The sequence below is a fragment of the Nocardia altamirensis NBRC 108246 genome (assembly GCF_001612685.1).
Taxonomy (GTDB): Bacteria; Actinomycetota; Actinomycetes; order Mycobacteriales; family Mycobacteriaceae; genus Nocardia; species Nocardia altamirensis.
In genome coordinates, this window is sequence record NZ_BDAY01000090.1 from 23461 (window position 1) to 48218 (window position 24758).

Annotated in this window: 19 protein-coding genes and 1 pseudogene; 15 read left to right on the plus strand and 5 right to left on the minus strand. The window is 67.3% G+C overall.

The window, feature by feature from the left end:
• Window positions 1-6: 6 nt before the first annotated feature.
• From NA11_RS36180 to NA11_RS36195, 4 genes are all read left to right on the plus strand, one after another.
• The gene (locus NA11_RS36180; RefSeq protein ID WP_069166598.1) at window positions 7-390 is read left to right on the plus strand and encodes a roadblock/LC7 domain-containing protein; all 384 of its coding nucleotides are present in this window, start codon (window positions 7-9) and stop codon (window positions 388-390) included.
• A 44-nt stretch (window positions 391-434) separates the two neighbouring features.
• Window positions 435-833 (plus strand): DUF742 domain-containing protein, encoded by a 399-nt coding sequence (locus NA11_RS36185; protein WP_245746456.1) that lies wholly within the window; start codon window positions 435-437, stop codon window positions 831-833.
• Between the two features lie 31 nt (window positions 834-864).
• Window positions 865-1428, plus strand: coding sequence for a GTP-binding protein (locus NA11_RS36190; protein ID WP_069166600.1), 564 nt, complete (start codon window positions 865-867; stop codon window positions 1426-1428).
• Window positions 1429-1542: 114 nt separating this feature from the next.
• Window positions 1543-2136, plus strand: a complete 594-nt coding sequence (locus tag NA11_RS36195) for a sugar O-acetyltransferase (RefSeq protein ID WP_069166582.1) — start codon at window positions 1543-1545, stop codon at window positions 2134-2136.
• 97 nt (window positions 2137-2233) lie between these two features.
• Here NA11_RS36195 and NA11_RS36200 read toward each other — a convergent pair whose 3' ends face one another.
• On the minus strand, window positions 2234-2734 hold the full coding sequence (locus NA11_RS36200; RefSeq protein ID WP_167837803.1) for a nitroreductase family deazaflavin-dependent oxidoreductase: 501 nt from the start codon (window positions 2732-2734) through the stop codon (window positions 2234-2236).
• A gap of 120 nt (window positions 2735-2854) precedes the next feature.
• Here NA11_RS36200 and ppc point away from each other — a divergent pair, with 120 nt between their 5' ends.
• A complete protein-coding gene (gene ppc, locus NA11_RS36205) occupies window positions 2855-5626 on the plus strand; it encodes a phosphoenolpyruvate carboxylase (protein ID WP_069166583.1) in 2772 nt (923 codons plus the stop codon).
• A gap of 32 nt (window positions 5627-5658) precedes the next feature.
• On the opposite strand, the gene NA11_RS36210 is transcribed toward ppc, so the two are convergent.
• Window positions 5659-6561, minus strand: coding sequence for a LysR family transcriptional regulator (locus NA11_RS36210; protein ID WP_069166584.1), 903 nt, complete (start codon window positions 6559-6561; stop codon window positions 5659-5661).
• A gap of 71 nt (window positions 6562-6632) precedes the next feature.
• Here NA11_RS36210 and NA11_RS36215 point away from each other — a divergent pair, with 71 nt between their 5' ends.
• The 6 genes and pseudogenes from NA11_RS36215 to NA11_RS46435 all read left to right on the plus strand — a co-directional run.
• Window positions 6633-8414 (plus strand): gamma-glutamyltransferase family protein, encoded by a 1782-nt coding sequence (locus NA11_RS36215; protein WP_069166585.1) that lies wholly within the window; start codon window positions 6633-6635, stop codon window positions 8412-8414.
• Between the two features lie 198 nt (window positions 8415-8612).
• The gene (locus NA11_RS36220) at window positions 8613-10244 is read left to right on the plus strand and encodes an ABC transporter substrate-binding protein (protein ID WP_069166586.1); all 1632 of its coding nucleotides are present in this window, start codon (window positions 8613-8615) and stop codon (window positions 10242-10244) included.
• 211 nt (window positions 10245-10455) lie between these two features.
• Entirely contained in the window at window positions 10456-12087 is a 1632-nt protein-coding gene (locus tag NA11_RS36225; RefSeq protein WP_069166602.1) for an ABC transporter substrate-binding protein, read from the plus strand.
• 9 nt (window positions 12088-12096) lie between these two features.
• Window positions 12097-13053 (plus strand): ABC transporter permease, encoded by a 957-nt coding sequence (locus NA11_RS36230; RefSeq protein WP_069166587.1) that lies wholly within the window; start codon window positions 12097-12099, stop codon window positions 13051-13053.
• Complete coding sequence (locus NA11_RS36235) at window positions 13050-13934, plus strand: ABC transporter permease (protein ID WP_069166588.1); 885 nt, start codon at window positions 13050-13052, stop codon at window positions 13932-13934. The genes NA11_RS36230 and NA11_RS36235 overlap by 4 nt, the downstream gene beginning before the upstream one ends.
• A gap of 14 nt (window positions 13935-13948) precedes the next feature.
• Window positions 13949-15559 (plus strand): annotated as a pseudogene (locus tag NA11_RS46435) (dipeptide ABC transporter ATP-binding protein); the annotation flags it as partial.
• A gap of 1320 nt (window positions 15560-16879) precedes the next feature.
• On the opposite strand, the gene NA11_RS36245 reads toward NA11_RS46435, so the two are convergent.
• From NA11_RS36245 to NA11_RS36255, 3 genes are read right to left on the minus strand one after another with little or no spacing between them, the layout of a single operon-like run.
• Window positions 16880-17287, minus strand: a complete 408-nt coding sequence (locus NA11_RS36245) for a RidA family protein (RefSeq protein ID WP_069166589.1) — start codon at window positions 17285-17287, stop codon at window positions 16880-16882.
• 53 nt (window positions 17288-17340) lie between these two features.
• Window positions 17341-18096 carry an IclR family transcriptional regulator gene (locus NA11_RS36250; RefSeq protein ID WP_069166590.1) on the minus strand — a complete coding sequence of 252 codons (756 nt, stop codon included), beginning with the start codon at window positions 18094-18096 and terminating at the stop codon, window positions 17341-17343.
• 40 nt (window positions 18097-18136) lie between these two features.
• Window positions 18137-19180 (minus strand): sugar kinase, encoded by a 1044-nt coding sequence (locus NA11_RS36255; RefSeq protein ID WP_069166603.1) that lies wholly within the window; start codon window positions 19178-19180, stop codon window positions 18137-18139.
• Window positions 19181-19319: 139 nt separating this feature from the next.
• Here NA11_RS36255 and NA11_RS36260 point away from each other — a divergent pair, with 139 nt between their 5' ends.
• From NA11_RS36260 to NA11_RS36275, 4 genes are read left to right on the plus strand one after another with little or no spacing between them, the layout of a single operon-like run.
• Window positions 19320-20612, plus strand: coding sequence for a type III PLP-dependent enzyme domain-containing protein (locus tag NA11_RS36260; protein WP_439957136.1), 1293 nt, complete (start codon window positions 19320-19322; stop codon window positions 20610-20612).
• Window positions 20613-20626: 14 nt separating this feature from the next.
• The gene (locus NA11_RS36265; protein ID WP_069166604.1) at window positions 20627-22240 is read left to right on the plus strand and encodes an N-acyl-D-amino-acid deacylase family protein; all 1614 of its coding nucleotides are present in this window, start codon (window positions 20627-20629) and stop codon (window positions 22238-22240) included.
• Window positions 22240-22860: a bifunctional 4-hydroxy-2-oxoglutarate aldolase/2-dehydro-3-deoxy-phosphogluconate aldolase gene (locus NA11_RS36270; RefSeq protein ID WP_069166592.1), complete on the plus strand. Its 621-nt coding sequence runs from the start codon at window positions 22240-22242 to the stop codon at window positions 22858-22860. Before NA11_RS36265 ends, NA11_RS36270 begins: the two co-directional genes overlap by 1 nt.
• Before the next feature lie 8 nt (window positions 22861-22868).
• On the plus strand, window positions 22869-24341 hold the full coding sequence (locus NA11_RS36275) for a GntP family permease (RefSeq protein WP_069166593.1): 1473 nt from the start codon (window positions 22869-22871) through the stop codon (window positions 24339-24341).
• The last annotated feature ends 417 nt before the right edge of the window (window positions 24342-24758 follow it).

Consider the following 24758-nt stretch of genomic DNA (forward strand, 5'->3'; position numbering starts at 1 on the left):
AACTGGATGCTCGCCAACTTCGTCCGGGAGACCGACGGCGTACGCGACACAGTGGCGGTTTCCTCGGACGGGTTGCTCATCGCGATGTCGGAGGGGCTCGACCGCACCTCGGCCGACCGGCTGGCCGCCATGGTTTCTGGCCTGGCCAGCCTCGCCAAGAGCGCTTCGCGCAGCTATTCGTTCGACGGGCTCAAGCTGATCATGATCGAGATGAAGCGCGGCTTCCTGCTCGTCTCGGCCATGGGTGACGGCAGCTGCCTCGGCGTGATCGCCGACGGTAACTGCGATATCGGGCTTGTTGGCTATGAAATGGCCGTGCTTGCCGAACGCGCCGGGTCGCTCCTTGATCCGACGTTGATTTCCGAACTGCGAGAGACGTTACGTAGATGAGAGATCCTGACCGACCGCGACTGCCGGACCCGCGGATGATCCCGATGAACCATATGTTCGGCTGGTTCGATCCGGATCGGCCCGGCCAGCAAGCACCGCCAGAAGAAGATGTTGTCGACAGTGATGAACAGTTTGTGCGTCCCTTTGTCGTCACCGCGGGGCGCACTACGCCGTTGATGGACGGTCTGCGGATCGAAACCCTGGTGCAGGCGCCGCCTTCGGCGCTGTCGGCACCGCTGCGTTTCGAACAGCGGACCGTGGTCGAGCTGTGTCAGCAGCCGCACTCCATCGCCGAGATCGGTACCGCGCTGCGCGTTCCGGTCGGTGTCGCGAAGGTCGTCGTCAGCGATCTCGCCGCCGCGGGCTACGTGTCGGTGCGCGAATCCGATCAACTGTCCACCGCTGCCATCGAGAGGATCAGGGACCTTGTACGGGCACTCTGACGTGAGTACACCGCCACCGCCCGGCCCGACGATGCCGTCGTCGGTCAAGATCGTCATCAGTGGCGGATTCGGCGTCGGCAAAACAACATTCATCGGCGCGATCTCCGAGATCGAGCCGCTGGTGACCGAGGCGGCGATGACCGAGGTCGCGATCGGCATCGACGATCCGGGCCGCCGTGCGGAGAAGACGCAGACCACGGTCGCGCTCGACTTCGGCCGCATCACGTTGGACCGCTCGCTGATTCTGTACCTGTTCGGCACGCCGGGCCAGGACCGGTTCGTCTTCCTGTGGGACGACCTGGTCGACGGTGCGCTCGGCGCGGTGATCGTGGTCGACACCGGCCGGGTCGACGACTGCTATCCGGTGCTGGACTACTTCGAGGAGAAGCAGACGCCGTTCGTGGTGGTGGTCAACCGCTTCGACAACGGCACCTTCTTCGATCTCGGCGAGGTGCGCGAGGCGCTGGAGCTCGACGACTGGATCCCGGTGCTGGAATGCGATGCGCGCGACCGGGAATCGGTGAAGGAAGTGCTCGTCGCGCTGCTGGAGCAGGTGTTGTTCCACCGCCTGTCGGCGCAGGGGATGCCCGCGTAAGCGGATTTGCCTTCGAACGGGATATGGCACGGTGTTACGCCGTCTGCCATGTCCCGTTCGGCGTCTCTGCAGGGGTGTGGGCGGCCTGCACGGGAGTAGGGAAGGGTGGGCGGCATGGGTGAGCAGAAGGAGCGAATGCTCCGCGGGGATCTGTACCGGGACAACGACGAGGAACTGGTCGCGGAACGACGCCGCGCGCAGGGCCTGTGCGACGAGTTCAATCGCACCGGCGCCGACGACACCGAACAGCGGGACGCCCTCCTGCGTGCGCTGCTCGGCAAGCTGGGGGAGGGGTCATGGATCATGCCCCGATTCCAGTGCGACTACGGGTATCTCATCGAGATCGGGACCAACAGTTTCCTGAATTACGATGCGATCCTGCTGGATTGCGCGCCGATCAGCATCGGTGACGACGTGTCCATCGGGCCGCGGTGCCAGCTGCTGACCGCGCTGCATCCGGTGGACGATCACGAGCTGCGCAGGCAGCGGTGGGAGTCGGCGGCGCCGATCCGGATCGGCGACAACGTGTGGTTCGGTGGCGGTGTCATCGTGTGTCCAGGCGTCACCGTCGGCGACAACACCGTGGTCGGCGCGGGCAGCGTGGTCACCCGCGACCTGCCGTCGCACGTGTTCGCGGCGGGCAATCCCGCGCGTGTGATTCGCCCGCTCGACCAGACCGTGCCCAGCGACGGCGCCGACCGACAGTGAGTCGCGTCGGCCCTGCCGCGCAGCCCAGCATCGAGTTCCTGCTCGAGGTGCCCGCGATGAATCCGGACGACACGCTGCGTGCGGCCGGCGGTTTGTGTCACCCCGCGGCGCGCGTCAGCACCGCGATCGGCAGCTTGCGTGACGTCAGCGCCTGATAGGTGTCGAAGTCTGGATACGCGGCCGTCAGTGTGCGCCACTTGGCGGCGTATTCGGCCTGGTCGGTGACGACCCTGGCGGTCACCGGCCAACTCTCCTTGCCGACGCGCACCTGCCCACCGCCCGCCGCGACCAGGTTGAGCCACCACGCCGGCGGCTTCGGATTGCCCCCGAACGACCCGACGACCAGCAGGTCCTCGCCGTCGCGGACCAGCATCAGCACCACCGGACGCGGCTCGCCGGACTTGCGCCCGGTCACGGTCAGCTGGAAGATCGGACGGCCCAGGTACTTTCCGAAGGCCGTGCCGTCGAACCGCTGGTAGAGCCGGTTGTGCAGGCGGCTCTGGAATCGAGTGATCGCGTTCAACCTGGTGCTGCCGAAGTGTGCGAATCGGCCGGTGCGGGTGAGGGAAACGGATTCGTCAGGGGCGTTCTCGACCATGGGCATCCTTGCAATGCGGTGATTTCTAGAGCGCGTGACACCACCGTACCGGCGCCCCGCGCGCCACGATGTGGGCTCCGTCGCATACCAACACTCGGCCGACGGCAATACTGTCTGATCATGGGCGAATCGACGAGCGAGACGCAACAGGACGCCATCCGGCCGCTACGGGACGACATCCGCTTCCTCGGCGGCGTGCTCGGCGACACCATCCGGGACCACGAGGGTCCCGAGGTGTTCGACCTCATCGAGCGGGTGCGGATCGAGGCCTTCCGGGTGCGGCGCGCCGAGGTGGAGCGCAGCGCGGTCGCGGAGATGCTCGACGGTGTCGAGATCACGGTGGCATTGCCGCTGATCCGCGCGTTCAGCTACTTCGTACTGCTGGCCAACCTGGCCGAGGACATCCAGCGCGACCGCAGGCGCACCGCGCACGAGGCGGCCGGTGAGCCGCCGCAGGATTCGTCGCTCGCGGCCACCTATCGCAAGCTCGACGCGGCGGCACTGGACGGCGCCGAGGTGGCCGATCTGCTCGCCGACGCGCTGGTCTCGCCGGTGATCACCGCGCACCCCACCGAGACCCGCCGCCGCACCGTCTTCGACGCGCAGACGCGGATCACCGAGTTGATGCGGCTGCGCCAGCGCTACCCCGAAACCGAGCGTGCCCGTGCCGATTTGGAGCACCAGATCCGCCGCCAGGTGCTCAGCCTGTGGCGCACCGCGCTGATCAGGTTGGCGCGCTTGCGGATCCAGGACGAGATCTCGGTCGGCCTGCGCTACTACGACATCACCCTGTTCGACGTGATCCCGGCGATCAACGCCGAGGTGCGGGCGGCGCTGCGCTCGCGCTTTCCCGGTGTCGAACTGTTGCCGCGCCCGATGTTGCGGCCCGGGTCATGGATCGGCGGCGACCGCGACGGAAACCCCTATGTCACAGCGGAGGTCGTGCGGCAGGCCGGGCAGCAGGCCGCGACGGTCGCCTTCACCCGGTACCTGGGTGAGCTCGTGGAGCTGGAGAAGTCGCTGGCGCTTTCGGCGCGTCTGGTGTCGGTGACCCCCGAGGTCGCCGCATTGGCAGAGGCCGGATATCCGGACCCGGCCGCCCACGCCGACGAGCCGTATCGCCGTGCGCTGCACACCATCCGGGGCCGACTGACCGCCACTGCCGCCCGCACCCTCGGCACCATCCCCGCGACCGGACTCGACGTGGGGGCAGCGCCGTACCCGACGCCACAGGCGGTGCTCGACGATCTGGACGCCATCGACGCCTCACTGCGCGCGAGCAGGGACGATCTGCTGGCCGACGACCGCCTCGCCGCGCTGCGGCACGCGATCGAGACCTTCGGCTTCCACCTGCAGGGCCTGGACATGCGGCAGAACTCGGAGATCCACGAGCAGGTCGTCGCCGAGCTACTCGCCTGGGCCGGTGTGCATCCCGACTACGCAAGTCTGCCCGAGTCGCGGCGGGTCGAGCTGCTCGAGGCCGAGCTGCGCACCAGGCGACCGCTGCTCGGCCCGCACGCCAGGCTGAGCGAGCTGGCCCGCAAGGAGATCGACATCGTCTGCGCGGCAAAGGATGTGGTGGACACCTTCGGGGTGGAGGCGGTGCCCAACTACATCATCAGCATGTGCACCTCGGTCAGCGACATGCTGGAGGCGGCCCTGCTGCTGAAGGAGGGCGGCCTGCTCGATCCCGGCGCGCCGGACGCGCCGCCGAGCTGTTCGGTCGGCATCGTTCCGCTGTTCGAGACGATCGAGGACCTCGCCGCGGGTGCGGCGACATTGTCCGCGGCACTGGATGTCCCGGCCTATCACGAGCTGGTCGCCGCGCGCGGGATGCGGCAGGAGGTGATGCTCGGCTACTCCGATTCGAACAAGGACGGCGGGTATCTCGCCGCGAACTGGGCGCTGTACCGGGCCGAGTTGGAGCTGGTCGAGGTGGCGCGGAAGACCGGAATTCGGTTGCGGCTGTTCCACGGTCGCGGCGGCACCGTCGGCCGTGGCGGCGGCCGCAGCTACGACGCCATCCTCGCCCAGCCCGCCGGTGCCGTGCGCGGTTCGCTGCGGCTGACCGAGCAGGGCGAAGTGATCGCCGCCAAGTACGCCGAACCCGGTGCGGCCCACCGCAATCTGGAGTCGCTGATCGCGGGCACGCTGGAGTCGACGCTGCTCGACGTCGAGGGCCTCGGCGCCGATGCCGAGCCGTCCTACGAGGTGATGGACGAGTTGGCCGCCCGCGCCCGCGCCGCCTACTCGCGGCTGGTGCACGAAACACCCGGATTCGTCGAGTATTTCCGCCAGTCCACCCCGGTCGCCGAGGTCGGCGATTTGAACATCGGCAGCAGGCCCGCATCACGCAAGCCGACCAACTCGGTGTCAGATCTGCGCGCCATCCCGTGGGTGATGTCGTGGAGCCAGGCGCGGGTGATGCTGCCCGGCTGGTACGGCACCGGTACCGCGTTGGAGGAGTGGGTCGGTGGCGACCCGGACCGGCTCGCGCGGCTGACCGATCTGTATCGCCGCTGGCCGTTCCTGCGGACCGTGCTGTCGAACCTGGCGCAGGTGATGGCCAAGAGCGACCTCGATATCGCCGCCCGCTACGCCGAACTCGTCGAGAACGTGACGTTGCGGGAGCAGATCTTCGGCATGATCCGCGAGGAGCATGCCAAGACCATCCGCATGTACATCGCGATCACCGGCAACGAGCACCTGCTCGCGGACAACCCGTCACTGTCCGAATCGATCCACAACCGGTTCCCGTACCTGGAGCCGTTGAACCAGATGCAGGTGGAATTGCTGCGCAGGCTCCGGGCCGGCGACGACTCCGAACTGGTCCGCCGCGGCATTCTGCTGACCATGAACGGCCTTGCCACCGCGCTGCGTAACTCGGGATAACCGCTGCGCCACCCGGTGCGGCGACTGATCGGCTACTCGGACTCGACGGCCGCGGCCGCGGACTGGTCCAGTGTTGTCTGGATGAACGCCCGCGCCGCGGCGGTGAGCGGCCCGGTCCGGTACACCAGCCACTGCGGCAGCTGTTCGGGCGGGGAGAACCGGTAGACCTCGGCGCCTGCCCGGCAGGCCAGGTCGTACCAGCCGTCGGGCATCAGGCCACAGCCGATGCCGCGCAACACCATCGGTAGCACCACGCTGCGGTCGCCGACCTCGGCGGCGATGTGCAGGTCGCCGACGGTGGCGGCGAGCCGATCGAAGCGCGCCCGCACCGCGGTCGCAGGCTGGGTGATCACGAAACTCAGCCCGCGCAGGTCCGCCGGTGTCACCGTGCCGTCGACGCCGATCACGGTGCCGGGCGGGGCGACGAGCAGGAACTGTTCGTCGCGCAGATGGATCGCGACCAGTCCCTGTCCGGCGGGACGTTCCGCGCTGCCGCACACGCCGACCTCGCAGCTCCCGCGCAGCACGGTGGCGACCACTTCGGCGGCCGACGGCGCCGACCAGGTGCCGACCGTCACACCGGGATGATGCTCACGCAGCGCCGCGATGGTGCCGATCACCGGTTCCAACGTGGAGGACGAGGTAGCCGCCACGTCGACGCGGCCGACCACGCCCGCGCCGACGGCCTGGGCGGCCGCGCGCAACGCGTCCAGATCGCGCAGCACCTGCCGCGCCCGGTCGGCCATGAACTCTCCGGCGTTGCTGAGCACTGCGTTGCGCCCGATGCGGTGGAACAGCGGGACGCCGAGCTCCTTCTCGAGCTTGCCGATCGCCCTGGACAGCGACGGCTGGGCAACTTGGAGCGCGCGTGCCGCGTGGGTGAATCCGCCGTGTTCCACGATGGCGACGAAGTACTCGAGTTGCCGACGTTCCATAACCACAGGCTATCGGTTTAGTGCTTTAGATGTCTTGGACGTACGTACCGATATAGGGAGATACTCAGCAGGTGTTCACCACGCGTCCTACCCTGCAGGGCACCTTCGGGATGGTGTCGTCTACCCATTGGCTCGCCTCGGCCGCCGCGATGGCGGTGCTCGAGGACGACGGCAATGCGTTCGACGCGGCGGTCGCCGCGGCGTTCGTGCTGCACGTGGTCGAGCCACACCTGAATGGTCCGGGCGGCGACGCCCCGATCATTCTCGCACCCGCGGGGCTGCCCCCTCGCGTGCTGTGCGGCCAGGGGCCGGCGCCTGCCGGTGCGACCATCGACCACTACCGGTCGCTGGGTCTGGATCTGGTGCCAGGCACCGGCCCCTTGGCAGCAGCTGTACCAGGCGCGTTCGATGCCTGGATGGTGCTGCTGCGCGATCACGGAACCAAGCGACTCGCCGAGGTGCTGTCCTACGCCATCTGGAACGCCGAGCGCGGCCACCCCGCGGTCGAGCGGATCGGCGAGACCGTGGAGACGGTCGCCGAGTTGTTCGAAAACGAATGGCAGAGCTCGGCGGAGCTCTACTTGCGCGACGGAAAGGCCCCTGCCGCAGGCGCATTGCTGCGCAACCCGGCACTGGCCGATACCTGGCGCAGGCTGATCGCCGAGGCGGAGGCCGCGAGCAGCGATCGGGAAGCGCAGATCGAGGCGGCCCGCAAGGTCTGGCGCGAAGGGTTCATCGGCGAGGCGCTGGTGAACTACTCGTCGCGGCCGACCATGGACACCTCGGGCGAGCGGCACTCCGGCACGATGACCGGCGATGACCTGGTGAATTTCACTGCTACGTACGAGAATCCGGCCACCTACACCTGGAACGGCTGGACCATCGCGAAGGCGGGCCTGTGGAGCCAGGGCCCGGTGTTCCTGCAGCAGCTCGCGTTGCTGCCGGAACGGCTGGAATACGGAACGCCGGAGTACTACCACACGCTCATCGAGGTCTCGAAGCTCGCGTTCGCCGACCGTGAGGCCTGGTACGGCGACAGCACGCAGGTGTCGCTCGATACGCTGCTGTCCTCCTGGTACAACGCGCAGCGCAGCGCGCTGATCGAGCCGAGTGCCTCCTATGAACTGCGGCCGGGCAGCCCGGACGGGCAGCAGCCACGGCTGAGCCGGTACGCCCAGGCAAATTCCTTGTGCGAGTTGGAGATTCCGCTCGGTGCTGGCGAGCCGACGGTGGCAACCAGCGGTGCCACCCGCGGCGACACCTGTCAGGTCGACGTGGTCGACCGCTGGGGCAATATGGTCGCGGCGACGCCGAGTGGTGGCTGGCTGCAATCCAATCCGGTGGTGCCCGAGCTCGGTTTCCCGCTCGGCACTCGACTACAGATGAATTGGCTGGAGCCGGGCCTGCCCAACTCGCTGGCGCCGGGCAAGCGGCCGCGGACAACGCTCAGTCCGTCGCTGGCATTGCGCGACGGCGAGGCGGTGATGGCGTTCGGCACCCCGGGTGGCGATCAGCAGGATCAGTGGAGCCTGCATTTCTTCCTGGCGGTCGCGTTGCGGGACAAGGTGCGTGGCGGCCTCGATCTGCAGGGCGCCATCGACGCGCCGAACTGGCATCAGGAAAGTTTCCCCGGCTCGTTCTATCCACGGGTGATGAGTCCGGGTTCGGTCATCGTGGAATCGCGGATCGGCACGGAGGTCATCGAGGATCTCGAACGTCGCGGGCATCGCGTCACCGTCGGCGGACCGTGGTCCGAGGGCCGGATGTGCGCAGTGGCTCGCGACCGGGACAACGGTGTACTTTCGGCTGGCGCGAATCCCCGTGGGATGCAGGGCTACGCGACCGGACGATAACTGTACACATCATCAACCGATAACCGCACGATCACGTTCAGCGATAACTTCATACAGCGTCGAAGATAGCGGTCCTGCAGCAGCCGGATCGCTATTTTTCGTGCCCTTTTCACGGCGTGCTTTGTAGCCAAAGTGAACAATTTGCAAAAAGGTTTACCCGGCGCGAAATGTGGAACAGCGTGAAGTATCTTGTAGCGCATGCTTGCTCGCTTCTCACGGATGGTGGTGCTCGGCGTTGCCGTCGTCGCGCTCGCGTCCTGCGCACCGGTCCAACACCCCGACGGGACCGCAACGCACACAGATGATTTCGGCACGCCGGTCGGCACCCGACAGGTGCGCAAGGGCGGCGAGCTGGTGATGGGTCTTTCCGCTGAACCGGACAAGCTCGATCCGACCACCTCCAGCTCGCTCTACACGCGCTACGTCATGGGCTCGATCTGCGAAAAGCTCTACGACAACGACGCTTCCGGCAACTTGGTGCCGCAGCTCGCCACCGGAATGCCGACGGTCACCGATGAGGGGTTGACCGTCACCATTCCGGTGCGCAACGACATCAAGTTCGCCGACGGCGCCGCGTTCGATGCCACCGCGGTGAAAACCAGCCTCGATCGACACTTCAGCATGAAAGGCTCGCAGCGAACCAGCGAAATGGGGCCGGTCGCGAGCATCGAGGTCGCCGATTCGTCGAATGTGGTGATCCGGTACAAGAAGCCGTTCGCGCCGATCACCGCCGCGCTCGCCGACCGGGCCGGGATGATCCTGTCGCCCGCCGCGCTCGCGAAGGACGAGGGAAAGAACTTCGGCGACAACCCGGTGTGTGTCGGGGCGTTCAAGTTCGTCAAGCGGGTGCCGCAGACCTCGATCATCGTGGAACGCGATCCGCTGTACTACGACGCCAAGAAGGTGCATCTCGACAAGATCACTTATCGGATCATGATCGACGCGAACATTCGCGCGTCGAATCTGCGCTCCGGTGATATTCAGGTCGCGGACACCATCTCCCCGCAGGACGTGGACGCACTGGCCAAGAACCCTGACCTGAAGCTGGTGCAGTCGGGATCGCTTGGCTTTCAAGGCATCTACATCAACATCGGCAATGTCGACGGCGTGGGTAAGCCAACCAAGCAGATCGACACCCCGATCGCGAAGGACGCCAGGATCAGGCAGGCGCTGTCGCTGAGCATCGACCGGAACACCCTGGTCGACACCGTCTTCAACAACTGGTTCGAGCCGGCTTGCTCGGCGATCGTGCCGAAAAGCACCTTCGCCACGCCTGCCGGAACCGATTGCCCTGCTTACGATCCGAAGAAGTCGCGGGAGCTGCTCAAGGAAGCGGGCGCGCAGATCCCGTATCCGATCACGCTGCAGGTGACGACCACCCAGGATCAGCTCCGGATGGCACAGGCGTTGCAGGCCAACGTCGCTGAAGGCGGCTTCGACCTGAAGATCGTGCCTGTCGAATACTCCACGCTGTTGGACGTGCAGAAGAAGGGCACCTTCGAGGCGTTGATGCTCGGCTGGTCGGGCCGTCTCGACCCGGACGCGAACATCACGCGGTTCTTCGGCACGAAGTCGCCGGGCAATTACGTCGGGTACAGCTCGCCGAAGGTGGACGAGCTGCTCCAAAAGGCTGCCCAGAGCACCGATACCGCGCAGCGGGCCGAGCTGTACGGACAAGCGAACCAGGCGATGGCCAAGGACACCCCCTACGTCTACACCTACCGACTGCGCCTGCTCACCGTGCACACCACGAAGGTGACTGGTGTCGAGGTGTATGCCGACGGTGTCGTCCGCCTCGGTAAGGCCGCCTTCGTCGAGGACAAGGGCTGATTAGTCCTGCTGCGGTAGTGTTTACCGCTGCTTCATAAGTTGACGCGGCACGAAAATGGCGGTCCGGATTCGCCGGATCGCTATTTTTCGTGCCTATTTCCGGCCCTCGGCATTTCAGGCGATGTCCAAATGACGAACAAAGTACGAAAACAACGCACTAAACGGAATAGTGGGCGAGAAAAGTGATGGCCATTGAAGTATGTTGTACCGCATGCTAGTTCGCTCCACTCGGATGCTGGTACTAGGCGTGGTCGTCGCCGCGCTCGCATCCTGCACGTCGGTACAGCACGCAGAGGTGCCGGCAACCCATACCGACGACTACGGCACGCCCGTCGGCACGCAGCCGGTGCGCGAGGGCGGCGATCTGGTGATGGGCCTGTCGAACGAACCCGACAAGCTCGACCCGACCACCTCCAGCTCGCTGTACATGCGCTACGTCATGAGCACGATCTGCGAGAAGCTCTATGACAACGACCCGTCCGGTGCTTTGGTTCCCCAGTTGGCCACCGCGCTGCCCACCGTCTCCGCCGACGGTCTGACGGTCACCATCCCGGTGCGCACCGGTGTCGAATTCGCCGACGGCACACCGTTCAACGCCGCCGCGGTCGAGACCAGCCTGAAACGGCACTTCTCGATGGAGGGCTCGCAGCGCACCGGTGAGATGGGACCGATCAAGGAGATCGAGACCGTCGACTCGACCCACGTGGCGATCCATTACAACCAGCCGTTCGCGCCGATCACCGCAGCGCTCGCGGACCGAGCGGGCATGATCATGTCGCCCGCCGCGCTGAAGGAGAAGGAAAAGACCTTCGGCGAGAGCCCGGTGTGCGTCGGACCGTTCAAATTCGTCAAACGCGTCGCGAACACCTCGATCACGGTCGCCCGCGATCCGCTGTACTACGACGCCGCGAAGGTGCACCTCGACAGCATCACCTACCGCATCATGCCCGACGCCAAGTCGCGAGCGCAGGCGTTGCGGTCCGGCGATATCCAGGCGGCCGACACGATGTCGCCGTCGGACGTCGAAGCGCTGGAGAAGCTGCCCCAGCTGAAATTGCTGCAGTCGGGATCGTTCGGCTTCCAGGGGCTCTATATCAACCTCGGCAACGTCGACGGCGCCGGTAAGCCCATCAAGCCGATCAACAGCCCGATCGCCAAGGATCCGAAGGTCAGGCAGGCGTTCTCGCTGGCAACCGACCGGCAGGGCTTGGTACGCAAGGTCTTCAACAACTGGTACGAGCCTGCCTGCACCCCGATCGCGCCGCGCACCTCGTATGCGACCAGGGCAAGCACCACCTGCCCGCAGTTCAATCCCGAACGGTCCAAACAGCTGCTCGCCGAGGCAGGCGTTCCGACGCCGTACCCGGTGACGATGCAGGTGATGAACGTGAAGGACCAGCTGGACTACGCGCAGGCGTTGCGCGACAGCGTCGCCCAGGGCGGTTTCGACCTGAAGATCGTGCCCGCCGAATACTCGGGAATGCTCGACGCGCAGAAGAAGGGCAGTTACGAGACCCTGCTGCTCGGCTGGTCCGGCCGTATCGACCCGGACGGCAACACCTCTCGATTCCTCACCACCGGCTCGTCCGGTAACTACAGCGGAATCAACTCACCCGTCCTGGATGACCTGCTCGGCTGGGCCGCGCACAGCACAAGCGCCGCGCAACGCGGTGCGCTGTACGAGCAGGCAGTGCGCGTCATCCAGCGCGAGAACCCATATATCTACACCTACCGGCTACGTAACCTGACCGTGCACTCGACCTGGGTGACGGGCATCGAGGTGTACGCCGACGGCGCAGTGCGGTTGGGCAAAGCCGCCTACGTCGCGGATCGAAAGGGCTGAACGAACCCCATGCTGCAGTACGTTTTCCACCGCTTGTGGCAGTCTGCCGTCACGCTGGTGTTGGCCTCGATCGTGGTCTTCATCGGTGTCCGCGCGCTGCCCGGCGATCCCGCGACCGTGATGGCGGGTGAGCAGGCCGACCCGGCGGCCATCGCCGCGGTGCGCGAAGAACTGGGACTGGACAAGGCGCTGCCGGTTCAGTACCTGGAGTTCGTCTGGCACGCGCTCACCGGTGATTTCGGCAAGTCGATCCGCACCGGCACCCCGGTGATCGACATGATCGGCACCACCCTCCCGGTGACCGTGCAGCTTTCGGTGTACGCGATGCTCGTCGCGGTGCTGGTCGGCGTGATCGGCGGCGTGATCGCCGCGGTGTATCGCGGTCGCTGGCCCGAGTGGGCCGCCAACGGGTTCTCGCTGGTCGCGCTGTCGGTGCCGACCTTCTGGCTCGGCATCCTCGCCGTGCTCTATCTGTCGGTGCAGCTGAACTGGTTCCCCGCCTCGGGCTATGTCTCGCCGTTCGAGGAACCGCTGCGTGGCCTGTACTTCCTGACGTTGCCCGCGATCATCCTCGGCATCACGCACGCGGCGGTGGTGCAGCGGCAGACCAGGTCGTCGATGGTGGAGACGCTGACCGCCGACTTCGTGCGCACCGCGCGGGCGAAGGGGCTCGGCCGCGGCGCGGTCATCTTCCGATTCGGGTTGCGCAACAGCCTGATCGTGGTCACCACGATCGTCGGCCTGCAGCTGGGCGGGCTCATCGCTGGCGCGGTGGTCACCGAGCGCATCTTCAGCCTGCCCGGCATGGGCAAGCTGACCCTCGACTCGGTCTTCTCCCGCGACTACCCGGTGATCCAGGCGGTCGTGCTGGTGATCACCGCGTCCTACATCGTGATCAATCTGCTGGTCGACGTGCTGTACACGGTGATCGACCCGCGCGTGCGAGTGTCCGGGAAGGCGCAATGACAGTCATCGAGAACCCCACAGTCGTCGCAACGCCGCCGCTGGCAGCGGCGCGCGGTCGCGTGTTGCGGCAGTTGCTGCGCAACCCGCTCGGCATGGTCGGCGCGGTGCTGATCCTGATCGTGCTCTTCGTCGGCATCTTCGCGCCGCTGCTTGCGCCGTACTCGCCGTCCGAAGTGCACTTCGCGACTCCGTTCCAGAAGCCGGGCACCGTCGGATTCCTTTTGGGCACCGACGATCTGGGCCGCGACATCTTCTCGCGGGTGCTCTACGGCACCCGTGCCTCGCTCGAGGTCGGCGCGCTGTCGGTGCTGCTCGCCGTGTTCGTCGGCGTGCCGCTCGGCCTGCTCGCCGGGTACTGGCGGGCGCTGGACGTGCTGCTGTCGCGGCTGTCGGATCTGCTGCTCGCGTTCCCGTTCATCGTGCTCGCGGTCGGGCTCGCGGCGATCAACGGCGGCGGGCTCGGCAATGCCGCGGTCGCCCTCGGCATCGCCCAGGTGCCGATCATGATGCGCGTGGTGCGCGCGGAAACGTTGCGGCTCAAGGAATCCGACTATGTGCTCGCCGCCAATGCGATGCACGTCGGCTCGTTCCGCATCCTGCGCGAACACATCCTGCCGAACTCGCTGGCGCCGATCATCGTGCAGGCCACGGTCATCATGCCGACCGCAGTGATCGGTGAAGCCATCCTGTCGTTCCTCGGGCTCGGCATCCTGCCGCCTGCGCCGAGCCTCGGCATCATGCTGTCCGACGCTCAGCAGTACCTGCTCCGCACCGCATGGCCCGGCATCTTCCCCGGTGTCGCGCTGGCGATCATCTGCTTGGGATTCAACCTCTTCGGCGACGCCCTTCGGGATGCGCTCGACCCGAAGACCAGTCGCTGAAGGAAATGCTGCAAATGACAGAACCACTGTTGGAGATCAGCGATCTGCGGGTCTCCTTCGGCGACGTGACAGCCGTGCACAGCGCGGACCTCACCATCCAGCCTGGCGAACGGGTCGCGATCGTCGGCGCCTCCGGGTCGGGCAAATCGACACTGGCGCATGCGATCATGGGCCTGCTGCCCGGCTCGGGCCGAGTGGCGGGTGGCGCGGTGCGCTGGCGCGGCGAGGACATCACGCACGCCGACGAGAAGCGGCTGCGCAGCCTGCGCGGCAAGGAAATCGGGCTGGTGCCCCAGGATCCGATGTCGAACCTGAACCCGGTGTCCCGGGTCGGTCGGCAGGTGTCGGAAACCCTGGTGGCGCACCGGATCTGCACGCGACGGGCGGCCAAGGAACAGGCCGTCGAGTTGCTCGGCCAAGCCGGTCTGCCCGAACCCGGCCGTCGGGCACGGCAGTACCCGCACGAGTTCTCCGGCGGTATGCGCCAGCGCGTGCTGATCGCCATCGGCCTGGCCTGCAGGCCGGACCTGCTGATCGCGGACGAGCCGACCTCGGCGCTGGACGTGACCGTGCAGCGGCAGATCCTCGACCACCTGGAGAAGCTGACCCAGGAACTGGGCACCGCGCTGCTGCTGGTGACCCACGATCTCGGCCTCGCCGCCGAGCGGGCCGACCGGGTCGTGGTGATGTCCGACGGCCGGATCGTCGAGACCGGCCCGGCGCGGCAGGTGCTGACCGATCCGCAGGAGGAGTACACCCAGCGATTGGTCGCCGCCGCACCGGCGTTGGTGACGCCGCGGCGAAACGTCAAGGCCGACAAGGCAGCCGAAGACAAGGCGGCCGAGGACAAGGCCGTCGAGCGGACGCCGATCCTGCAGGTCGCGAACATCACCAAGGAATACAAGATCCGCGGCCGCGGCGGCCTGCTCAAGGCCGTCGACGACGTGTCGTTCACGATCGGTCGCGGACGCACCACGGCGATCGTCGGCGAGTCGGGTTCGGGTAAGACGACGACCGCGCGGATCGTGCTCGGTCTGATCAACCCCACCTCCGGCAGCGTCAAGCTGGACGGCGCCGACATGGTCGGCCTGCAAGGCGAGCGGCTGCGCGCGGCCCGGCGGGCGATGCAGCCCGTGTTCCAGGATCCGTACGCGTCGCTGGATCCCATGTGGACCGTCGAACGGCTGATCACCGAGCCGCTGCGCGCCTTCGGCGTCGGCGACCGCGCATCCCGCCGTGCCCGGGTGGCCGAACTGCTCGACCAGGTCGCGCTGTCCGCCTCGCTGGCACAGCGGTACCCGAACGAGTTGTCCGGTGGTCAGCGCCAGCGGGTCGCCATCGCCCGCGCACTGGCCGTCGACCCGCCGCTCGTCGTCTGCGACGAAGCGGTGTCGGCGCTCGATGTGCTTGTGCAGGACCAGATCTTGACGCTGCTGTCGTCGCTGCAGGAGCAGCTCGGCATCAGCTACCTGTTCATCTCGCACGACCTCGCCGTCGTCCGCGCGATCGCCCACGACGTGCTGGTGATGCGCAACGGTCGGGTGGTCGAACAGGGGCCGGTCGCCGAGGTCCTCACCGCGCCCACCGACCAGTACACCCGGCAGCTGCTCGCCGCGATCCCCGGCATCGGGGTGCTCGGTGGCGGTGTGCCGGACGTGCTCGAGGTGGACTTCGAAGCGGCGGAGTCGAAGACGAGCACGGTCGACATCGAGAAGGCAGTTGTCGAGGAGACCGAGGAGGCTTCGGAGGAGCCCGTCGCTGCCGCGGTCGCCGTGACGGAAGATGCTCCGGCGGAAGCTGTTTCGGAGGAGATCGGACTCGACGAGGAGGCTTCCTCGAAGCCCGTCGCCGGCACCGAGAACGGTCCCGCAGTCGAGGCGGCGTTGGCCAAGGTCGAGGCTGCTTTCGGCGAGATCGAAGTCAAGGATTCCGCGACCGAGGACGTCGCCGCTGTGGCGGCGGAGATCGAGGAAGTCGCCGCCGTTCCGGTTACCGTGACGCCGGCCGTGGAGGCTTCCGCCGAGGACGCTGTCGCTGAAACCGTTGCGGCGGAGGCTGTGCCCGCCGAGGCTGCTGCGACTGACGTCGTGGTCGAATCGGATGAGGCCAAGCCCATTGATCTCGTGGAAGCTGCTCCGGCGGAGTCCGAGCCGGTTTCGGCTGACGTGGTGACGGCGGCGGTCGATACCGACGACGCTGTCGAGAAGGCCGCTGCTACCGAGACTGTTGCTGCCGAGGTCGCCTCGACGGAGGCCGCTCCGGCGGAGCTCGCTGAGACGGAAACTGCGGTGCAGGATGCCGCCGCGCCGGAGCTCGCTGAGACGGAGACAGTGGCGCAGGATGCCGCTGTGACGGCGGAGGTCGTTGCTCCTGAGGTTGCTGCGGACGACGCGGCTGTCGAGGGCGAGCCGGTGAAGTCCGCTTCGGCAGAGGTGGATTCGGCGAAGGTTGTTGCCGACGACGCTGCTGCTGACAAGGGCGCTGCTGAGGTCGAGCCGGTGAAGTCCGCTCCGACGGAAGAGGTTTCGACGGCGGTCGCAGTTGCTGCCACCGAGGCTGTTCCGGCGAAGGCGCCCGCAAAGAAGGCGGCTCCGCGCAAGACCGCGGCGAAGAAGGCGGCGACTCCGCGGAAGACGGCGGCCAAGAAGGTGCCTGCGAAGAAGGGCGTCAGGAAGGCGGCCCCGGCCAAGGCTGCGGATGCGGCGGAGACCGGCACTGCCGCGAAGACGACGGCAGCGGCGAAGAAAACTGCACCCAAGCAGGCGACGGCCAAGGACGGCGAGAACGGAGCCGGTGGTTCGACGGGGACCGCGGCGACCGACAGCGGATTGGCCGCCGAGGTCTAGGGTTTCGGCCCCGGAGACAACATGACCGCCCTTCAGTTCCACCCACCGCGGTGAGTGGAACTGAAGGGCGGTCTGTTTGTCGCAGGCGCCCGGCGCGGTCTACTCGGTGACGATCGCGATCGCGTCGATCTCCACCAGCATCTCGGCGCGCGGCAGACCGGTGAATACCGTGGTGCGGCTCGGCAATACGTCACCGGTGGTGTTCGCGTTGACGAACTCGCCGTATGCCTCGTTCATTGCCGCGAAGTCGTCGCGGGTGGTCAGGTAGACGCGAAGCATCACCACATCGTCGAACGTCGCCCCGCTCGCGTCGACGATCGCCTTCACATTCTGCAGCGTCCGGATCGTCTGTGCCGCAACGTCACCGGGGAAGAGGTACTGGTTTGTTATCGGGTCCACCGGACCCTGTCCAGAGACCTGGACGAACGGCCCCTTGCGCACTCCTTGGGAGAACGTGTGCGCGGGTGCTGGCGCGTCGGTGGTGCGGACAGCGATCTTGTCACTCATGGTCAGCCTTTCGTGGGGGACAGCAGCCGGCGGCGCCGGCGGGGTGGGTGAGTTCAGGTGGTTCGGGCGGGGATCCAGCCGAGTTCGGCGGAGATGGCGTCGGCGGCGGCGCGGACCCGCGGCAGTTGGGCCAGTACCTGGTCGTGGTCGAGCAGCATGTCCGGCACCGACATGGAGACCGCGGCGACGACCGCGCCGGTGCCGTTGCGCACCGGGACGCCGATGCAGTTGACGAAGCTCTCGTGCTCCTCATGATCTTCCGCATAGCCAAGGGCCGCAACCTTTTCCAGCTCGATCAGGTAGCGCTCCGGATTGCGGATGGTGCGCTCGGTGAACGGGTGGAAGTCGATCTTCTCGGCGATGATCCGCCACTCCGACCGCGGCAGCGCGGAGATGAGCACCTTGCCGACAGCGGTGCAGTGCAGCGGCGCAGGCCGCCCGACCCTGGAGTACATGCGCACGCTCTGGGTGGCATCGAGCTTGTCGATGTAGATCACCTCACCGGACTCGTAGGTGGCGAGGTGGATCGTCTGCTTGGTGTCGGCGTTCAGCGCGGTGAGGTGCGGCCGGGCCAGGGTGCGCACGTCGCGCTGCTCCAGGGTGCGGTTGGCCAGCTCGAACAGCCGCGATCCCAGCATGTAGCGGTGCTGGCTGTCGTGCGTGACGAAGCGCTTGGCCTCCATCGTCTGCAGCAGCCGGAGCACCGTCGACTTGTGCACGCCGAGCTGGGTGGCCAGCTGGTCGAGGGAGCGCGAATCCTCGCCGAGCGCAACGAGAATGGTCAACGCGCGCGACAAACTCTGACTCATGATGACGACTCGCTGACTCGTTGGTGACTCATGGCTGAGCTCATGAAGCCACATTCTGGATGATGGTGTCGTTGTAATGCATTTCGGCCCAGGCTTTTTCGTCCACACCGGCCAGTCGCTCCAACACGGCGGGCGGCGGCAGCTCGGCCCCGTCGCCGGTGCCGGTCAAAGCCGCTGCGGCACACAGGTGCCCGAACCGCAGCCGCTGGGCCGCCGGACGGCCGTGCAGCAGCGCCGCAAGGTAGCCGCCTGCGAAGGCGTCGCCTGCGCCGATCCGTTCGGTGACCTCGAGCCCGAGGGCAGGCACCTCGACGCGCTCGTCCCCGGCGAATCCGGTGACCGTGTGCGCGTCGTTCTTGACGATCAGCTGCGCGGGTTCGGGGAACAGCGCGCGCAGCGCGTCGGCGTCGTCGGTGCCGAACACCACGGCCGCCTCGTCGGCGCCGAGGAAGACCACGTCGGCGCCGCGGACGTGGCTGGCGAGGATCTCGGCGGCCGAATCGAGCCGTCCGGCCCACAGCGCGGGCCGGAAGTTCAGGTCGAAGCTCACCAGCCTGCCGTTGCGGGGGAGCGCGAGCAGCGCCTCGGTGAGTTCGGTCGTGGACGCGGAGAGCGCCGTGGTGATCCCCGTGATGTGGACCAGGCCGCAGCCTGCGAGCAGCGCGGCCGCCGCGGGCGCGGCGAGATCGGCGGCCGACAGTGCGCTGGCCGCGGAGCCGGTGCGGTAGTAGAGCATGCGGCTGGCCCGCTCGTCGAGATCGGTGGCCCGGCCGGAGCCGCCGCCGCGCTCCTTGACGTATACCGCCGTCGGCCTGGTGGGATCGACGACGACAGCGGACACATCGACGCCGCGTTCGGCCAGGTGGGCCACCAGGTAGCGGCCGAATCCGTCGTCACCGACCCTGGACAGCCAGGCGGTCTCGACCCCGAGCTGGGGCAGCACGGTCGCCACGTTTGCCTCGGCGCCGCCCGCGGTTCGCTCGAAGGTTTCCGACTCCTCCAGTGGACCCGGCTGGGCAACCAGCACGGCAAGTCCCTCGCCGACAGTTACCGCCCGTGGGCGGGTCGACGTAGGCCACGTCACACCGTTCTCCTTCCTGTGCTTGCGGCCATCGGCCATCCCGTGCAGAATAACCACACGAAACACGATGCGCAACAAGCATTGCAAATTATGCAATAGCGAGAAGCTATGCGATGACTGTGCGGGAAGGAACGCCGTGGCGATCGACGATGATGTCGTAGCAGGACTCGGAGACCGGAAACTCGGTCCCGAGCACAAAGGGCTGCCGCCCGCCGCCTGGGGGCGCACCGCGCGTGAATTCCTCGCCACCGCACCGACTCTCGACCAGTTCGAGACGCCGCTGCTGACCATCGACCGGTCGGCGGTCGAGTCGAACGTCGCCGTCATGGCCGACTGGGCGAGCGCGGCCAGTGTGCAGCTCGCACCGCACGGCAAGACCACGATGGCGCCCCAGTTGTGGGCGCAGCAGCTGGCCGCCGGCTGCTGGGGCATCACGCTGGCGACCATCTGGCAGGTCCAGGTGGCGCGCTCCTTCGGCGTCGGCCGCGTGCTGCTGGCCAACGCGCTGGTCGATCCGGTCGGATTGCACTGGGTGGCCGAGGAATTGGCGAACGACCCGGCCTTCGAGTTCGTCTGCTGGGCCGACAGCGTCGAGACGGTCGCGCTGATGGACGCGCACCTGCGCTCGGCGCCTGGCGCGGCCAAGGTGCGCGTGCTCGTCGAACTCGGTGGGCCGCATGGGCGTACCGGTGCACGCACGATGGAGCAGGCGCACGCCATCGCGGCGGCGATCGGCGCGGCCGAGCGGCTGGCGCTGGCCGGTGTCGGTGGGTACGAGGGCGCGCTCGCCCACGATCGCTCGGCGGACGGCGTCGATGCGGTTCGGCATTTCCTCGACGAGATGGCCCGCCTGCACCGCGAACTCGCCGCTGCCGGACGCTATTCCGGGAGTGCCATCGTGACCGCGGGCGGTAGCGCGTACCAGGACCTGGTCGTCGAACGCCTGGCCGGCCTGGCCGATGAGCAAGGCGCGGTGGGTGTTTCGACGGCGGTCGTGCTCCGGTCCGGGGCGTACATCATTCACGACGACGGCTTCTATGCGGGCATCTCGCCGTTGGCCGCGCCGCGCAGCGAGAAGCCGCTGCGTTCGGCGATGCACGGCTGGGCACGCACCATATCTCGTCCGGAGCCCGAACTGGCGCTGCTGGACGCCGGCAAGCGTGACTTGCCGTTCGATGAGGGGCTTCCGGTCCCGCAACGCATTGCGGGATCGGAAGTTTCATCGCTCGACCCGGCCGCGACGGTCTCCGCACTCAACGACCAGCACGCCTTCCTGCGCTTGCCCGCAGGCGCCGAGCTGCCGATCGGCACCGTGCTTCGGCTCGGCCTGTCGCATCCATGCACGGCCTTCGACAAGTGGCGGCTGGTCCCGGTGATCGACGACGCCGACGCCGCGTCGCCGCGGGTCGTCGACTTCCTGCACACCTTCTTCTGATGAGCCGGAAAGCCATGACGGACTTGCTTTTTCGTGACATCGACGTCATCGACGGGACGGGCGCGCCCCGCTTCCGCGCCGACGTGCTCGTCGAGCGCGGCCGGATCACCCGGATCACCGATCCCGGCAGCATCGCCGAGGCCGGGCGGATCGTGGACGCGGGGCCCGGCGCGGTGCTGTGCCCCGGCTTCATCGACATGCACGCCCATTCGGACCTGCATCTGCTGACCGAACCCGGCCACTTCCCGAAGGTCAGCCAGGGGATCACCACCGAAGTGGTCGGGCAGGACGGGATTTCCTACGCGCCGATCGACGACGCCACCCTCGCCGTGGTGCGACGCCAGATCGCCGGGTGGAACGGCAATCCCACCGACCTGGATTTCTCCTGGCGCACCGTGGGGGAGTACCTGGATCGGCTCGATCGCGGGATCACGCCCAACGCCGCCTATCTCGTGCCGCAGGGCACGCTGCGGCTGCTCGTGGTCGGCGCGGACAAGCGTCCGGCGACCACCGCCGAGATCGACCAGATGCGGGAACTGCTGGCGCAGGGACTGCGCGAGGGCGCGGTCGGCATGTCGAGTGGGCTCACCTACACGCCCGGAATGTACGCCGACACCGGCGAATTGGCGGCGTTGTGTGAGGTGGTGGCCGAGTTCGGCGGGTTCTATGCGCCGCACACCCGCTCCTACGGCGCCGGTGCGCTCGAGGCGTACGCGGAGATGATCGAGCTGGCTCGCCGCACCGGATGTGCGCTGCATCTCACACACGCCACCATGAACTTCCACGTGAACCGCGGTCGCGCACCGGAATTCCTGGCGCTCATCGACGCCGCGCGCGCGGACGGCTGCGATATCACGCTGGACACCTACCCGTATCTGCCAGGGGCGACGACCCTTTCGGCGCTGCTACCCAGCTGGGCGATGTCCGGCGGGCCGGACGCCGCGCTCGCCCGTCTCGACGACCCCGAGGCCTTGTCGCGCATCACCGAAGACGTGACGGTGCACGGGTCCGACGGCTGCCACGGCGTCACCATCGAATGGGACACCATTCAAATCAGCGGCGTCGCCAACGCGGAACTCGACCAGTACGTCGGCAAGCGGCTCGACGAGATCGCCGCGGACCGCGCGATGGCGCCGGTCGAGGTGTTCTTCGATCTGCTGCGCCGCGACCAGCTGGCGACCAGCATCCTGCAGCACGTCGGGCACGAGGAGAACGTGCGCGCCATCATGGTGCACCCCGGGCACATGGGCGGCAGCGACGCGCTGCTCGCCCCGGCCCGCCCGCACCCGCGGGCCTGGGGCACCTTCCCGCGCTACCTGGGCCACTACGTCCGCGAGCTCGGCGTGCTCGAGCTGGAGGACTGCGTGCATCACCTGACCGGCAGGCCCGCCGACCGGCTGCGGCTGCGCGACCGCGGCCTCGTATTCACCGGGTACGCCGCCGATCTCGTCGTGTTCGACCCGGCGACCGTCGCCGACACCGCGACCTTCGACAACCCGAAACAGCAGGCGCACGGCATCCGCCACGTGCTCGTCAACGGCGAATTCGCCATCGACAACGGCGCACCGACCGGTGTGCTTGCCGGGCGCGCGTTGCGGATGGACGTCTCGCGAAAGGAGACCTACTGATGACCTCGGCCATGACGGTGATCCGCGCCGACAGGGTGCTCAGCGTGGTCCGTGCGCCGGAGATCCCCGATCCGGTCGCGCTGGCGGAAGCGCTTGCCTCGTCCGGCATTCGGGCGTTGGAACTCACCTTCACCACGCCAGGCGTGCTCGGCTACCTCGCCGCGGCCGCGCAGGCCGAGGGTGCGGTCGTCGGTGTCGGCACCGTGCTCACCGGCGAGCAGGCCAAGGCCGCCATCGACAGCGGCGCACGCTTCCTGGTCACCCCGGGGTTGCGCGCGGACGTGGCGGAAGTGGCTGCGCAGCACGGCATCCCGGTCGTGATGGGCGCGTTCACGCCGAGCGAGGTGCTCACCGCGCTCGACCTCGGTGCGGCCGCCGTGAAAATCTTCCCCGCTCGTGCACTCGGGCCGGGATATCTGAAGGACCTGCGTGGTCCGTTCCCTGACCTGGCGCTCATCCCTTCCGGTGGCGTCAATGCTGGTAACGCAGCCGAATTCCTTGCCGCGGGCGCAGTCGCCGTCACGGCGGGCACCGATGTCGTTGCCCCTTCCGATGTCGCGGCGGGCCGGTGGTCCGAGATCGCCAGCCGCGCGGCGTCGTTCGTTCGATCCATGAATTGAGGAACTCCATGGGTGCTGTCGATTGGCTGCGCACCACCACCCCAGGGCTGCTCGTGCTCTGCGGGCTCGCGATCGCCGTATTGCTGTTCGCCATCATCAAGGTCAAGCTCGAGCCGTTCATCGCGCTGCTGCTCACCGGCCTTGCGCTCGCTCTCGCCGCCGGGCTGCCGGTGTCGAAGATCGTCGGAACGGCGATCAAAGCCGGTGATTCGTTGCTGGAGACCGGGTTCGGCGGCATCCTCGGGCATATCGCCGTCATCATCGGCCTCGGCACGGTGCTCGGCGCGATCCTCGAACGATCCGGTGGCGCCGATGTGTTGACCGGCAAGCTGCTGAATCTGTTCGGCGAGAAGGGCGCCCCGTTCGCGATGGGCCTGCTCGGGCTCATCTTCGGCATCCCGGTGTTCTTCGACATCGGCATCTTCGTGCTCGCACCGCTGATCTATGTGGCGGCCAAGCGCGGTGGACGTTCGCTGGTGCTGTACGCGATGCCGATGCTGGCCGGATTGTCCATGACGCACGCGTTCCTGCCGCCGCACCCGGGACCGGTTGCCCTCGGTGGACTGCTCGGCGTGAGCCTCGGCTGGTTGATCCTGATGGGATTCGTCTGCGGCCTTCCCGGTTTCGTCGCGGCAGGCATCGTGTGGGGCACCTACATCGGTAAGCGGATTCACGTCGAGGTGCCGGACGAGTTCCTGGTGCGCAAGGAAGGGGAAGCCGCTCTCGATGGGGGAGAGCGGGTTTCCGACGATGCGGGCGCGACAGGCTCGGGCGGCGGCGTCGCCACCAAGACGGTCACGGCGACCCCGCCGTCGGTCGGCCTGATCGGCGCGATCATCGCGATCCCGCTGGTGCTGATTCTCGGCGCGACTTTCGGTACTCAGCTGTTGGACAAGGACTCTCGCCTGCTGCAGGTGCTGACGTTCTTCGGCACACCCGCGGTGGCGCTGCTCATCGCCGTGCTCGTCGCGTTCTACGTGCTCGGTGTGCGGCGCGGGTCGACCGTGCAGGAACTCAGCACGCTCACCGCGGAGTCGCTGCGGCCGGTCGGCATGCTGCTGCTGGTCGTCGGTGCGGGCGCCTTCTTCGGAAAGGTCATCTCCGCCACCGGAATCGGCACGGCACTCGCCGACACCATGTCGGCCGCCGGACTGCCGGTGATCGTGCTCGCCTACATCATCAGCTGCGGCCTGCGCATCGCACAGGGCTCGGCGACCGTCGCCATCGTCACCACCGGCGGAATCGTCGCGCCGCTGGTCGCCGATCACGGCTACTCACAGATCGCGATCGCCCTGATCGCCATGGCGATCGCGGCAGGCTCGATCATCCTCAGCCACGTCAACGACGGCGGCTTCTGGATCATCGCGAAGTTCTTCAACCTCACGGTGAAGCAGACCCTGCAAACCTGGACCGTCCTGGAAACCATCCTCTCCGTAGTGAGTTTCGCGGTGGCGGCGGTCCTGTTCGCCATCGTGAGCTGAGCAACGCTCACTGCCCCGAATACCGAAGGCCCATGCGGGGCCGGACAACTGGTGGAGCACCATCCGTCGAGCGAGTCGACGCGGAGCCCCACCTCGTCCGGCCCCGCATCGGATTTTCCGGCGAGCCGTCATCGCCGAAGAGGCCCCAACCACCGCCATGGCCCGTTCGGCGAGAAGCACTCTCGCGAGTGGTACATGGTTGAGGCGACACGCCGTAAACGCCTCGACCATGTACCGCTCGTGACCCTCTACCCGTGCGAACGGGACATGGCTGCACCAACTCTCGCGCCCAAACCACTCTGCGGCCACGGGCTTCGCATCGGCGTGAGAGAAGTGGTTGCCGAGCTTCATCGACGGGAGAGAAATGGTTGTTGACCTGTTGAGCGGAGAGAAATGGTTGCTGCCCTGTTGAGCGGA